This window comes from Streptomyces sp. NPDC043870 (assembly GCF_056435785.1).
Map to the genome: position 1 here is coordinate 79,386 of NZ_JBWKDT010000028.1, position 13,388 is coordinate 92,773.

A 13,388-nucleotide genomic window follows, 5' to 3' on the forward strand; every position below is an offset into this window, starting at 1 on the left:
GTGCACCGGCCCGCACCGGAGGCGATGGCGGCCGCCCTGGCCCGGGTCGTGGGAGTGCCGCTGCCGGCGGTCGACGTCGCCGACCAGGACGGCGACCAGAACGGCCGTGATTGGGAGGCGCCGGTGCTCTGCGGGTACGAAGTGATGCCCGGTGACCTGGCGCTGGCCTGGGACGTCTGGGTCTCGGACGCCGTGGCGGAGCCGCCGGACGAGGCGACGGCGGCGCTGCGGCTCGCGGCTGCCACCGGGACGACCGTGCTGTACCCGGCGCTTGACCTGCAGAACCCCTCGGCGTACTGGGCCGCCACCCCCGAGGGGGTGGTGACCCGCGCGCGCGTGTACGAGTCGGACGACGACGAACCGGGCTGCACCGTCGACGCCGTCCAGGCGCCCACCCCGCAGCTCCCGGGCGCCCGGGTGGAGCTGTTCCCCGAGGTCTTCTACGCCGAGAGGATCGCCATCCCCGCCACCGAGGCCTTCGTGGCGGCCACGGATCCGGACGGCATCGCGCCCGCGCAGAGCCAGGCCGATCGGGCCCGGGAGGTGCTGATGCTCTGGGAGAGACTGGTGCGGCGGGTGGAGGCCGGCTGGGGGCCGTCGGGCCGCTACCCCGAGGGGCTGTACCTGGAGGATCTGCGGACCCGCGACGACCTGGCCGAGCGGCTGGCGGCGGCGCCGCCGGGCCTGCGAGAACCGTTCGCCCGCGCCGCCGGCGAACTCGACGACGTGTTCCGCGCCCACACGGTCGAGGACGGCGGGGAGTGGCTGGGCCGCCTGACCAGGTCGGGGGCGGCGGTGAAGGACCGCGGCTGGTGGTGGCGGCGCCGGCCGGTCCGGCTGCCCTGGGACTGAGCACGGCATCCGCCCGTGCGCGCGTGCGCCGCGCTCCCCGGCGCGCGGTCGCCCGGCCCCTGCCACTCCGAGATCGCCCGGACAGGGCCTCGGCGGCCAGCGGCCATAATCGACCGCATGTCCCAGCCCCCCACCCCCCACCGACAGAGACTCCCGGCCGCCACGCCCGCACTGCTCGGGTACGCGGCCGTACGGCTGGCAGGGATGGCCGTCCTCGCGGTCGTCGCGGCCGTACAGGGGAAGGACGCGCTGCACCGGCTCGACCGGCGCTGGGACTCGGTCTGGTACGTCCGGATCGCGGAGAACGGATACGGGTACGAGGTGACCCTCCCCGACGGGAGCGTCCACTCCGATCTCGCATTCTTCCCGCTGCTGCCCGCGCTGGAACGGGGCGTCTCGGAGGTCCTGCCCGTCGATGCGGCGACGGCGGGGCTGGTGATCGGATGGGTGGCGGCGTTCGCCGCCGCGTGGGGGATCTACGCCGTCGGGACACGGATCGCCGGGCGGCGGGCCGGGGTGCTGCTGGCGGTGTTGTGGGGGGTGTACCCGACCGCGTTCGTCCAGTCGATGGCGTACACGGAGACCCTGTTCACCGCGCTCGCCGCGTGGTCGCTGTACGCCGTGCTGACCGACCGCTGGATCGTCGCCGGAGCGCTGTGCGCGGCCGCCGGGCTCACCAGGCCATCGGCGGCGGCGCTGGTCGCGGCCCTGGGGATCACCGCGGTGGTGAGCGTCTTCAGGAACGGCCGGGACGCGCTGCGGTGGCGGATGGTCGTGGGCGTGCTGCTCGCGCCGCTGGGCTGGTTCGGGTACGTGTGCTTCGTCGCCGTACGCGAAGGAAGCCCCACCGCGTACTTCGAGGTCCAGGCGGCCTGGGGGAACAACATCGACGGCGGGCTCGCGCTCGCCCGCTTCGTCGGCGAACAGCTGACCGGGCCGAACCCGCTCGCCGGAATCGGGCTGATCGCCGCGCTCGGGCTGCTGTTCTGGGTGGTGTGGCTGTGCGTCGAGCGGCGGCAGCCGTTGCCCGTGCTGGTCTACACGATCGCGGTCGTCGTCATCTCGCTGATCGGGGCCGCGTACTTCGGTTCCCGCCCTCGCCTGATCATGCCGGCCTTTCCGCTGCTGCTGCCCGCGGCGGTGGCGCTGGCGCGGTGGCGGGAGCGGTGGGCGGTGCTCGCCGTCGGGCTGCTCGCCCTCGCCTCGGGGCTCTACGGGGCGTTCACGCTGCTCGGCTCGGGTCCGCCGTAGCCCGCGCGGAATGGGCCCGTGGGCCCATGCGCCCTGTGGAACGCCGTTGTTAGCGTGCCCGGAACGACACGATCGAGGTGGGGGGCGGGATGACCACGCGCACCGCGGGTACGGCACGGCGCATCGCGATGGCCGCGACGGCCGCCGCCCTGACGATGGGGCTCGCCACGGCCTGCGAAGGCGACGACGACGGCGACGCGAAGAAGCCCGCCCGGTCGGAGGCGCCCACGAAAGCCGCGCCCGCGGAGACCGCGGAACCCACGCAAACCACAGAACCCGCCGCCCCGCCCGCCCCCGCCACGCCCAGCAGCGGCAAGACGCTCACCAAGGCGGAGCTGACGAAGGTCGTGCTGGCGACCGGTGACGTGCCGGACTATGCGGTCACCCCGATGCAGGGCGGTGAGGAGCCCGGCTCCGAGCAGGCGGACGAGCCGGAGTGCCGGCCGCTGGCCGCGATCATCAACGGGGCACCCGAGCCGGCCGCCACCGCCACCGTGTACCGCACGATCGTGGACAGTACGGAGGAGGGCAAGGAGACCCAGACGGTCCTCACCGAGATCCTCACCTCCCACACGAAGAGCGACGCGGACGGTGTGCTCAAGTCCGTACGTACCGCCGTGGCGGCCTGCGCGGGCGGCTTCACCACCCGAGGCGGCGAGGGCGCCTCGACCTACACCGAGGTGAAGAAGCTGCCGACGCCGCGGGCGGGCGACGACGCCCTCGCGTATCAGGTGACGGGCTCCGTGGACGGGGCCAAGGTGCCGCTCGTCTTCCACGTCGTACGCAGGGGCGCCACGGTCGCCACCTTCTACGCCCCCAACTTCATCGACGCGAAGACACCCGAGGTCCCCGCTGTCCTGATCGGCAAGCAGGTCGCGAAGCTGCCGTAGGGGGTGTCTTGCGGATCAGGCCGGGCTCGAAAGGCCCTGGCCCCGCGCCCGCTCAGCCGACGGCCCGGGTCTCGATCGACAGCCGTACGCCCGGCCGCAGGCCCCACTCCGCCATCGCCCCCGCCTCCGCCTCCAGCACATGGCGGGAGCGCAGGCGCAGCATGCCCAGCCGCCCCGGCTTCATCGTCCGCACGTCGAGGACGCGCAACTCCTTGTCCAGGTAGGCCACATCGATGGTGAAGCGCATCCTGAAGGTGTGGACGCTGTTGCAGGGGGTCAGCATGATCGCGCCGTCGATGCCGTCACGGCCCAGCAAACCGCGGGTCCGTGCCCGGTACGAGGCGGCTATCAGCAGGTCCACCGGATCGTCGCGGCCCGGGATCGTCAACGCGCCCTTGCCGTCGTGCCATCTGCCCATGGGCCAAGACCGTAGCGGCAGGGGAACGGCCACGGGCGGGAGTCGCGACTCTATGGGCCCTGGGGCTCGGAGAGTGGGCCCCTGGACCCATGACCGGAAGTCCGGACGGTCCTAGGGTCGGGCCGTGGACTATGGGTACGTCGCGCTGATCGCCGTCGCCGCCGTATGGGGGGCCGCCGCCGGGGTGCTCGTGCCGCGCGCCGCCTACCGGCTGTCCGTGGAGCCGGAGGAGGGGTGGCGGGACGCGTGTCCGGCCGGGCATCCGATCAACGGACCGGCGCGCGGCTGGCTGGGGGGCGCACGGTGTGCGAGCTGTGCGCTGTCGGTCCCGGTCGCTGCGCCCGCGCCCGTGCCCGCCGGGGATCCGCCGGCCGGTGCCCCGGAGGGGGACGGCCCCGGCGAGCCCGTCCCGTACCGGCCCTCGTTCCTCGTCCCCGCCGTCACCGCGCTCGTCTGCGCCGCGCTCGCGGCGGCGGCCGGACCGCGGCCCGAGCTCGCCGTATGGGTGCTGCTCGCACCCGTCGCCGTGCTGCTCGCGCTCGTCGACCGCAATGTCCACCGCCTGCCGGACCAGTTGACCCTGCCGCTCGCCGGTGCGGCCGCGGTCCTGCTCGGGGGCGCGGCGCTGGTACCCGGCGCCGCCGGGTCCTGGCCGACGGCGCTGCTCGGCGGGCTCGCGCTCGGTGCCGCGTACTTCGTGCTCTTTCTGATCAACCCGAACGGCATGGGCTTCGGCGATGTGAAGCTCGCTCTCTCGCTCGGTGTGGTCCTCGGCTGGTACGGCTGGCTGGTGCTGTTCGTCGGAGCCTTCGCCGGGTTCGTGCTGGGGTCGGTGTACGGGCTCGGGCTGGTCGTCCTGCGCAGGGCCGGGCGCAAGTCGGCGATCCCGTTCGGCCCGTTCATGATCTCGGGGGCGCTGCTCGGGCTGCTGCTGGGAGCACTCGCGGCGTAGGACCGTCCGGGCGTACGGATGCACGCCCGTACGCGCCCGCCCGCACCCGCGTACAAGACACCTCACCCGCGCCGCGCGCACACTCGGGCCATGGACACCGAGCCCGTCAATCTCACCGAAGCACTGGCCTCCTTCGACGACGTCTACAGTCCGCGGATCGTGGCCCGGATGAACGACTACGACGTGCGCGTCGCGCACACCGCGGGGGAGCACGTATGGCACGTCCACGAGGACACCGACGAGTTCTTCCTCGTCCTCGACGGCCGTTTCGACATCGCGCTGCGCGACGCCGACGGCACGGAGACGACGGTCGAGCTCCACAAGGGCGACACCTTCGTGGTACCCAAGGGCACCGAGCACAAGCCGTCGTCGCCGGGCGGCTCGATCCTGATGTTCGAGCCGACCGGGACGAAGTCGACCGGAGACCGCCACGAGGGGGAGATCCCCGGTCATGTGGACAGCACCACCGGTCACTCCCTCTAACATGCGGACGTATGCGGACATTTATTGGCAGTGTGGCGGTACCGCGTACGGAGACGAAGACGATTCCGGCCCCTGCTGACCGCTCCGCCGCCCTCCTCTCCTGGGGATGGGCGGCGGGGCTGTTCCTCCTCTATGCCACCGTCGCCGTACGCCGTCACCAGCTCCTCCGCACCGCCGGCTACGACCTGGGCATCTTCGAGCAGGCCGTACGCGCCTACGCGCAACTCGAGCCGCCCGTCGTCCCGTTGCGCGGGGAGGGCTTCATCCTCCTCGGCGACCACTTCCACCCCCTCATCGCCGTCCTCGCCCCCCTCTACCGGCTCTGGCCGTCCCCGCTCGCCCTGCTCCTCGCCCAGTCGGCGCTCCTCGCCGTCGCCGTCGTACCGCTGGCCGGCTGGGCCGCCCGGGCGCTCGGCCGCCGCGCCGCGCACGTCATCGCCTGCGGATACGGACTGAGCTGGGGCATCACCTCGGCCGCGGCCTTCGACTTCCACGAGGTCGCCCTCGCCGTGCCGCTGCTCGCCTGCGCAATCGAGGCGCTCTCGCGGCGGCGCTGGGGACACGCCGTCGCCTGGGCCGCGCCAGCGCTGCTGATCAAGGAGGACCTGGGGCTGACGCTGGCAGCGCTCGGTGCGTACGTGGCGTGGAAGGGGCCGCGGCGGCTCGGGCTCATGACCGTCGCGGCCGGACTGGCCGGCAGCGCGATCGAGATCAAACTGCTGCTGCCCGCCTTCAACCCGGGCGGCGGATACGCACACGGCGCCCTCGTCGAGGGGCATGGCTCGCTGCTCGCCACGCTCGCCTTCGCCCCGCTCGACGCGCTCAGGCCCGACATCAAGGCCATGACGCTCGTCCTCGTCTTCGCGCCGAGCGCGCTGCTGGCGTTGCGCTCCCCGCTGTCGCTCATCGCGGTACCGACGCTCGCCTGGCGGATGCTCTCGGAGAACGTCTTCCACTGGGGTACGGCCTTCCACTACAGCGCCGTGCTGATGCCGGTCGTCTTCGCCGGGCTCATCGACGCGCTCACCCGCCACCGGCAGACGGACCCCCGGCACGTCCGGGCGTCGCTCGCCACCGTCCTCGCCGTGACCGCCGTCCTGCTGCCGTCGTTCCCGCTCGCGCAGCTCGCCCAGCGCGCGACCTGGCGTACGACGGCGCACATCGAAGCCGCACGCTCACTGCTGCGGCGAATCCCGGACGGCGCGGCGGTCGCCGCGTCCAACCGGCTGGCCCCGCAGCTCACTTCACGCTGCCATGTGGTCCTCTTCCCGACCTACCCGGTGGGCGGCCGGCTCTACGAGTACGACCGGGCGAAGCTGCCCCGTCCCACCACCCAGTGGATCATCCACGACAGCCACCCGCCGGAGGCCTGGCCGTACAAGATCGGCCACTGGCCCTACCCGGCGGAACAGCAGCAGTCCGAGCTGGAGGCCGCGAAGCGCTCGTACGGCTACGAGGTCGTCGCGGAACGGGACGGCATCACGCTGTTGCGGCGTCGCGCCGGCTGACGCGCCGCCTGACGGGCCCGCCGCCTGACGGGCCGCCAGGCGCCGCCCGGGCCCTCGCCCTCGCCGCCGCTCAGGCGTGGAACCCCACTGTCACCTCTCCCACCGTCAGCTCCGCGCTTCCCTCCAGCGCCTCTCCCACCCGCTCGACCTGCTCCTCCAGGGCGTGCCGGCGGGCGGGGGGCAGGGCCTGGGAGCCGATCGGCTCGACCGTGACCGCGATGCGGCGGCCCGACCGGCGCTGGTGCCAGACGCCGGCGACCGTGCCGTCGACCAGCAGGACCGGGACGTTGCCCGCCTGGCCGCCGGCGAGGGCGCGCTCGTACGCGCGGCCCGGGAAGAGCAGCTCGCGCGGCTGCGAGGCGATCGTGAACGCGTCGAAGTAGGGGAGGAGCCGCACCCCGTGCACGGGACCGTCCGGGAAGCCGGTGTCGCCGGCCGCGACCCAGGCCGGCCCGCCCTCGAACAGCACCTCCTCGATCGCCCCCTCCGCCGCCAGCGAGCCGAAGAGGTCGCGTGCCCAGCCCCGAGGTGCCGCGAGCCACTTCGCGAAATGCTGCGGGACGGCGGGACCGTAGGCGTGCAGATAGCGGCGTACCAGCTCGGCGAGCGCGGCCGGGCCGGCCAGCGGGGTGAACCCGGGCAGGGCCCGGTGCGGGTTGGTGTACGTGACCTTGCGGCCGCGGTTGGGGCCGAAGCACAGCAGTCCGCGGTGCGCGGCGGTGTGGGTCACCTGGCGCCAGCGCGGCCACTTGTCCTGGAAGGCCTCCATGACCCGGTCGCCGGCCCAGGCACCCGTGCGCTCCACGATCGCGTCGGTCAGCTCGTCGAGGGTCAGCGCGGAGTGCGCGAGCGCCGCCCCGATCGCCGCGAGCACCTCCTCGGTCTGCTCGCCCGTCATCCGGATGCCGGGCGGCATCGGATTCGCCCCGGCCGGGATCGCCGACAGCGCACCCGTCCACAGCGGCAGGTCCGCGGTGGGCAGCAGATGCACGGTGCCGCGCGGCCCGTACGTCTTCACCAGCGTGCCGTCCGTCCACAGCGCCTCGCGTACGTCCACCCGGGTGGCGCCCTCCAGCCGCAGCGCCACGGACAGCTCGGCGGCGGAGAGCACCTGCGCGTGCGCGCCGACCATGGCGCCGGTGACCGTGGCGGGGGAGGAGTCCTTCGCGGACGCGGGGGCGGAGAGGCCCTGCCGTGCGATCCGGCGGGCGTTGGCTTCGGTCCAGGTCACGCTGCGCGTCGTCGTCATGGACGACCGTAGGGGCCATTCAGGTCGGATCTTGTCCGCATTTTCCATGCAGTACCGTCGAATCGGTAAGTGAACACAACCGGCCGGGCAAACCCAGGAGTTGACGGTGGCCAAGGGAAAGCTCTCCTACACCTGCGGGCTCGACGCGGCCGTGGACGTCGTCGGCGGCAAGTGGAAGCCGATGATCCTCTGGGCCCTGCACGACGCGAGAACGCGGCGTTTCGGGGAGCTGAAGCGGGACGTGCCCGGGGTGAGCGAGAAGGTGCTGATCCAGCAGCTGCGCGAGCTGGAGGCGGACGGGATCGTGCACCGCGAGGTGTACCGGGAGGTGCCGCCCCGCGTCGAGTACTCGCTGACGGAGCTCGGTGATGCGCTGAACACGGCGCTGCTGCCGCTGGGCCAGTGGGGCGACGACTTCATGAGTCAGATCCTGGCGAACAAGGAGCATCCGAAGGTCACCGCCAAGGAGCACCCGGAGGGCACCGCGGCCTGACGCGGACGCCGCGCCGGCCCCACCCGGACGCCGCCGGCTGCGGTGTCAATCGCGCGCCCGGCGCCCCGGGTCCCCCGTGTGGGGTACGGCGCCGAATCCGCCGCGAGCCGTGTTTCCCCCGCGTTTCCGCCTCCGCACCGCAGTCCGCTGATTTCGGAGAGTAGTTGTGGCATGGCGTGGCGCGCGCCAGCACTTACGAAGGGTTATGGTGGAAGCCCCCCCTCGGGCCGGTCCGTATCCCCCCCACGGACCGGCCCGTTTTCTCTGCCCGGGCGCTGCGCCAGGGCGGAGAGTCAGGAGCGGCCCGCCCAGATGTTCGTCCCGGCGGTGTCCACCGCGAAGGTGTCGATCTCCTTCAGCTCCTCGTCGGAGAGCGGCGATGCGGCCAGCGCCGCCACGTTCTCCTCCAGCTGCCCGACATTGCTCGCGCCGATCAGTGCGGACGTCATCCGCTCGTCGCGCAGCACCCAGTTCAGCGCCAGCTGGGCCAGCGACTGGCCGCGGCGCTGCGCGATCTCGTTGAGCCCGCGCAGCCGGCGGAGCACCTCGTCGGAGAGCAGGTCCGGGTCGAGGGACTTGCCCTGCGCGGCCCGCGAGCCCTCCGGGATGCCGGTCAGGTACTTGTTCGTGAGCAGCCCCTGGGCGAGCGGTACGAACGAGATGCAGCCCATGCCCGCCGTCTCCAGCGTGTCGAGGAGGCCGTCGTCCTCGATCCAGCGGTTGATCATCGAGTACGAGGGCTGGTGGATGAGCGCCGGGACACCCATCTCCTTCAGCAGCCGGGCGGCCTCGTCCGTCTGCTCCGCCGTGTACGAGGACACGCCGGCGTACAGCGCCTTGCCCTGCTGGACGGCGGACGCCAGTGCGCCCATCGTCTCCTCCAGCGGGGTGTGCGGGTCGAAGCGGTGCGAGTAGAAGATGTCGACGTAGTCGAGACCCATCCGCTTCAGGGACGCGTCGAGCGACGACATCAGGTACTTGCGGGAGCCCCACTCGCCGTACGGGCCGGGGTGCATGAGATAGCCGGCCTTGGTGGAAATGATCAGCTCGTCCCGGTACGGGGCGAAGTCCTGCGCGAAGATCTTCCCGAAGTTCAGCTCGGCGGAGCCGGGGGGCGGCCCGTAGTTGTTGGCCAGGTCGAAGTGGGTCACGCCGAGATCGAAGGCACGGCGCAGGATCGCGCGCTGCGATCCGAGTGTGCGGTCGTCGCCGAAGTTGTGCCAGAGACCGAGGGAGATCGCGGGGAGCTTGAGACCGCTGCGGCCGGTGCGGCGGTACTCCATCGAGTCGTAGCGGCTCTCGGCGGCACGGTAATAGGGGGAATCATTCACGCTTCCCTCCTTATCACGGACTTGTGACAGGCCGGGTTGGGTGGCCGTGGCCGCCGCGCAGTAATGTGACGGCTTCGGGGGTCAGCCACGCAGCACGGAGGGGTTAGTACGGTGAACCTGCGCGACCTGGTCTACGGGCTCTACGCGCGCCGGGTGGAGGGCCGCCTCGATCACGCCCAGGTGCCCAAGCACATCGGTGTCATCCTGGACGGCAACCGCCGCTGGGCGAAGGCGTCCGGTGGGACGGCCGCGGAGGGACATCAGGCCGGGGCCGACAAGATCTCCGAGCTGCTGGGCTGGTGCGCCGAGACGGATGTCGAGGTGGTCACGCTCTGGATGCTGTCCACGGACAACTTCGACCGCCCCGAGGAGGAGCTGCGCCCGCTCCTCGGCATCATCGAGAACACGGTCCGCAACCTGGCCGCCGACGGCCGGTGGCGCGTGCATCACGTGGGCACGATGGATCTGCTGCCCGCCCGCACCCAGTCCGTCCTCAAGGAGGCGGAGCAGGCGACGGACGGCAATGACGGAATACTCGTCAATTGCGCCGTCGGGTACGGAGGCCGGCAGGAGATCGCGGACGCGGTGCGGTCGCTTCTCCTGGACCACGCGGCGAAGGGCACGAGCTTCGAGGAGCTCGCGGAGATCGTCGACACGGACCTGATCGCGTCGCACCTCTACACCCGGGGCCAGCCGGACCCGGACCTGGTGATCCGTACGAGTGGTGAGCAGCGGCTGTCGGGCTTCATGCTCTGGCAGAGCGCCCACTCCGAGTACTACTTCTGCGAAGTCTTCTGGCCGGCCTTCCGCAAGGTCGACTTCCTCCGCGCGCTCCGCGACTACGCGGCCCGCCACCGCCGCTACGGCTCCTGACGGGGACGGCCGCCCCGTACCCCCGCCACTCGCGTGACGTAGGGCCTGTCTTTCGGATCTTGCCGGGCCCTCCGCGCGCGGCCCCCACCGGCCGGGCTGTGCCCCGCCCCCGCCGGTGCTCCGCTGCGTGGGCCCGCCGCGGACGCCAGCGTCCCCGGACCCGTACTGACGGCGGAATCGCGCCGTGTGCCCACAGGGGCCGGCGGACTCGGCCGCCGCCGGGCCGGCGCGCCGCGGGGCCCGTCGGGGAGCTCCCGGTCATGGTCATCGCCTGTTCATCGACGCGTCGTCATATGCCCTGGCATGGCTGCGCGTGTTCGAGGGAATATCCCTGACAGGTCGACATCCGGACACCGAGCCGGATGCCGTTCTCTATAGCGAGTGGCACCGAGCCGCTCGCCCGGGAGGCCCTTTGCGCCAGGACGACCGTGCGTTCAGCACGGAAGGAACGGAGGGCCGGTGCCCGGCCCGTGCATCGTGGCCGGAGACCGGTCCTACCGCCCGCGACGCCGTCGCACCCCGATCTCAGCCGAGGGGGTACGTCCTTCCGTGGTGAACAGCACAAAGCGCCGCATGCCCGACAGGCGCACCTACGTTCTCGACACCAGCGTCCTGCTGGCCGACCCGCACGCCGTTTCCCGCTTCGACGAGCACGAAGTCGTGCTCCCGATCGTCGTGGTCACGGAGCTGGAGGCCAAGAGGCACCATCCGGAGCTCGGTTACTTCGCCCGGCAGGCGCTGCGCCTGCTGGACGACTACCGCGTCCGGTACGGCCGTCTGGACGCCCCCATCCCGATGGGCGACCTCGGCGGCACGCTGCGCGTCGAGCTCAATCACTCGGACCCCGGCGTGCTTCCCGCCGGCTACCGGCTGGGCGACAACGACTCAAGGATCCTGGCGGTGGCACGCAACCTCCAGGCGGAGGGGTATGACGTCACCGTCGTCTCCAAGGATCTGCCGCTGCGCATCAAGGCCTCCTCCGTCGGTCTCCTCGCCGAGGAGTACCGCGCGGAACTCGCCATCACGGACTCCGGATGGACCGGAATGTCCGAACTGGCCCTTTCTGCCGATCAGGTGGACATCCTCTATGAAGAGGAGAGCCTGTACGTGCCGGAGGTCGCCGACATGCCGGTCCATACCGGGCTCGTCCTCCAGTCCGAGCGCGGCAAGGCGCTCGGCCGGGTCAGCGCTGAGGGAAATGTCCGGCTTGTCCGTGGCGACCGCGAGGCCTTCGGGATCCGCGGCCGCAGCGCCGAGCAGCGCATCGCCCTCGATCTGCTCCTCGACCCGGACGTCGGCATCGTCTCGATGGGTGGCAGGGCCGGCACCGGCAAGTCGGCGCTGGCGCTCTGTGCCGGTCTGGAGGCGGTCCTGGAGCGCCGCCAGCACCAGAAGGTGATGGTCTTCCGGCCGCTGTACGCCGTTGGCGGGCAGGAGCTCGGCTATCTGCCGGGCACCGAGGCCGAGAAGATGAGCCCCTGGGCGCAGGCGGTCTTCGACACGCTCTCCGCGGTGGCCGGCCGTGAGGTCATCGAGGAGGTGCTCGGTCGCGGCATGCTCGAAGTGCTGCCGCTCACCCACATCCGCGGTCGTTCGCTGCATGACGCGTTCGTCATCGTGGACGAGGCCCAGTCCCTGGAGAGGAACGTCCTCCTGACCGTTCTGTCCCGAATCGGGGCAAACTCCAGGGTCGTTCTGACCCATGATGTGGCGCAAAGGGATAATCTGCGCGTGGGTCGGTACGACGGAGTCGTCGCCGTCGTGGAGAAGTTGAAGGGGCATCCGCTCTTCGCGCATGTCACGCTCACCCGCTCCGAGCGTTCGCAGATCGCCGCGCTGGTGACCGAAATGCTGGAGGATGGACCCGTCTGACATCTCAGGCCCGGTATGAGAGTTGGCGCCGCCCGGCGAAGCGCAGGAGCTTAGCCGGGCGGCGTCATGCTGCGCGGCCCTTTCCGCAAAACTCCTGGGACAAACGAGGTGTGAGCTTTCACACGCAACGATGAATTGCCTTGCGGTGTCAGCTTCCGGCAGAGTCTGGTTTCCGTCAGGCCCCGCATACGGCACACCTGCACCCTCAGGGGTGTTGCACCACACAACTCCACACTTGCCGCCGTATGCCGCCCGAGCACCACGCGGCACTCTCCGCAGGGGGAGTTGCCCACCGGGCCCGCGCCTCCCGTGACCTAGACAAGAGGGAGTGCCAGTGCCAGGGGCACGATTGCGTCCGCGAGGTCACCTGTGCGGGCGATGCTGGAAGGAAACCGTGTGAGCCGGATCTCGGTCCGGGGATTCGCCGTGGCGTCTGCCACTGCGGTCACCACTGTCGGCGCCGTCGTCGGTGTTGCCTCGGGCAACACCGCCGCCACGAACGACAACCTGGAGACGACCGCTTCCGACGCGACGCTCCTCGCAGACATCCCGGTCGGCCAGCAGGCCCAGGTTCAGGTCTCGTCCCTGACCCAGCAGGCCGAGGCGCAGGCCGCCGCTGCCGACGCCGCGGCGCGGAAGTCCGCCGAAGAGGCGGCCCGTGTCCAGGCCGCCAAGGACGCCAAGGCGAAGAAGGAAGCCGCCGAGGAGAAGGCCGAGCGCGAGGCCGAGGCCAAGGCGGAGGAGGAGCGGGCGAGCCGCTCCGCCGTCCGTGACGCCTCCACCTTCGCGACCCAGTCGTCGTACAGCGTCGCCGAGGTCCAGGCGATGGCCCGCCAGATGATCCCTGGCGACCAGTTCCAGTGCTTCAGCAACATCGTGGACCACGAGTCCAGCTGGAACTACCAGGCCTCGAACCCCTCCTCCGGCGCGTACGGTCTGGTCCAGGCGCTTCCGGGCTCCAAGATGTCGTCGGCAGGCGACGACTGGCAGACCAACCCGGCCACCCAGATCAAGTGGGGCCTCAACTACATGAACGACCGCTACGGCAGCCCCTGCGGCGCCTGGTCGTTCTGGCAGGCCAACCACTGGTACTAGGACTCACTGGTACTAGGCCCCACCAGAACCAGGCCCCAGCCTGGCGCTCAACTTCGCGGAGCCCCTTGCCGTCCTACGGTGAGGGGCTTCGTGCGTGTACGGTCGGGGCGGACCCGGGGGG

At 71.5% G+C, this 13,388-nt stretch carries 13 protein-coding genes; 10 read left to right on the forward strand and 3 right to left on the reverse strand.

Annotated elements, in window-relative coordinates; genetic code table 11:
• The 3 genes from AC0699_RS28195 to AC0699_RS28205 all read left to right on the forward strand — a co-directional run bounded on the left by AC0699_RS28195 (nt 1) and on the right by AC0699_RS28205 (nt 2,993).
• Nucleotides 1-852, forward strand: a complete 852-nt coding sequence (locus tag AC0699_RS28195) for a hypothetical protein (RefSeq protein ID WP_478665571.1) — start codon at nt 1-3, stop codon at nt 850-852.
• 117 nt (nt 853-969) lie between these two features.
• Entirely contained in the window at nt 970-2,103 is a 1,134-nt protein-coding gene (locus tag AC0699_RS28200) for a hypothetical protein (protein ID WP_478665575.1), read from the forward strand.
• A gap of 89 nt (nt 2,104-2,192) precedes the next feature.
• A complete protein-coding gene (locus AC0699_RS28205; protein ID WP_478665578.1) occupies nt 2,193-2,993 on the forward strand; it encodes a hypothetical protein in 801 nt (266 codons plus the stop codon).
• Nucleotides 2,994-3,045: 52 nt separating this feature from the next.
• Here the strand turns inward: AC0699_RS28205 and AC0699_RS28210 are convergent, their stop codons facing one another.
• Complete coding sequence (locus tag AC0699_RS28210; protein WP_478665581.1) at nt 3,046-3,411, reverse strand: DUF192 domain-containing protein; 366 nt, start codon at nt 3,409-3,411, stop codon at nt 3,046-3,048.
• Between the two features lie 124 nt (nt 3,412-3,535).
• Between AC0699_RS28210 and AC0699_RS28215 the strand changes: the two genes are divergently transcribed.
• The 3 genes from AC0699_RS28215 (at nt 3,536) to AC0699_RS28225 (ending at nt 6,354) form a co-directional block, all read left to right on the forward strand.
• Nucleotides 3,536-4,363: a prepilin peptidase gene (locus AC0699_RS28215; protein ID WP_478665584.1), complete on the forward strand. Its 828-nt coding sequence runs from the start codon at nt 3,536-3,538 to the stop codon at nt 4,361-4,363.
• A 90-nt stretch (nt 4,364-4,453) separates the two neighbouring features.
• Nucleotides 4,454-4,846: a cupin domain-containing protein gene (locus AC0699_RS28220; protein WP_478665587.1), complete on the forward strand. Its 393-nt coding sequence runs from the start codon at nt 4,454-4,456 to the stop codon at nt 4,844-4,846.
• 11 nt (nt 4,847-4,857) lie between these two features.
• On the forward strand, nt 4,858-6,354 hold the full coding sequence (locus AC0699_RS28225; RefSeq protein ID WP_478665589.1) for a DUF2079 domain-containing protein: 1,497 nt from the start codon (nt 4,858-4,860) through the stop codon (nt 6,352-6,354).
• A gap of 70 nt (nt 6,355-6,424) precedes the next feature.
• Here the strand turns inward: AC0699_RS28225 and AC0699_RS28230 are convergent, their stop codons facing one another.
• On the reverse strand, nt 6,425-7,603 hold the full coding sequence (locus AC0699_RS28230; RefSeq protein WP_478665592.1) for a winged helix DNA-binding domain-containing protein: 1,179 nt from the start codon (nt 7,601-7,603) through the stop codon (nt 6,425-6,427).
• A gap of 106 nt (nt 7,604-7,709) precedes the next feature.
• On the opposite strand from AC0699_RS28230, the gene AC0699_RS28235 reads away from it, so the two are divergent.
• Nucleotides 7,710-8,096 (forward strand): winged helix-turn-helix transcriptional regulator, encoded by a 387-nt coding sequence (locus AC0699_RS28235; RefSeq protein WP_478665596.1) that lies wholly within the window; start codon nt 7,710-7,712, stop codon nt 8,094-8,096.
• Nucleotides 8,097-8,389: 293 nt separating this feature from the next.
• On the opposite strand, the gene mgrA is transcribed toward AC0699_RS28235, so the two are convergent.
• Nucleotides 8,390-9,427, reverse strand: a complete 1,038-nt coding sequence (gene mgrA / locus AC0699_RS28240; protein ID WP_478665599.1) for an L-glyceraldehyde 3-phosphate reductase — start codon at nt 9,425-9,427, stop codon at nt 8,390-8,392.
• Nucleotides 9,428-9,538: 111 nt separating this feature from the next.
• On the opposite strand from mgrA, the gene AC0699_RS28245 reads away from it, so the two are divergent.
• The 3 genes from AC0699_RS28245 to AC0699_RS28255 all read left to right on the forward strand — a co-directional run bounded on the left by AC0699_RS28245 (nt 9,539) and on the right by AC0699_RS28255 (nt 13,267).
• Entirely contained in the window at nt 9,539-10,300 is a 762-nt protein-coding gene (locus tag AC0699_RS28245; RefSeq protein ID WP_478665600.1) for an isoprenyl transferase, read from the forward strand.
• A gap of 549 nt (nt 10,301-10,849) precedes the next feature.
• Nucleotides 10,850-12,172 carry a PhoH family protein gene (locus tag AC0699_RS28250; RefSeq protein ID WP_478665602.1) on the forward strand — a complete coding sequence of 441 codons (1,323 nt, stop codon included), beginning with the start codon at nt 10,850-10,852 and terminating at the stop codon, nt 12,170-12,172.
• 396 nt (nt 12,173-12,568) lie between these two features.
• On the forward strand, nt 12,569-13,267 hold the full coding sequence (locus tag AC0699_RS28255; protein ID WP_478665604.1) for an aggregation-promoting factor C-terminal-like domain-containing protein: 699 nt from the start codon (nt 12,569-12,571) through the stop codon (nt 13,265-13,267).
• Nucleotides 13,268-13,388 lie beyond the last annotated feature (121 nt).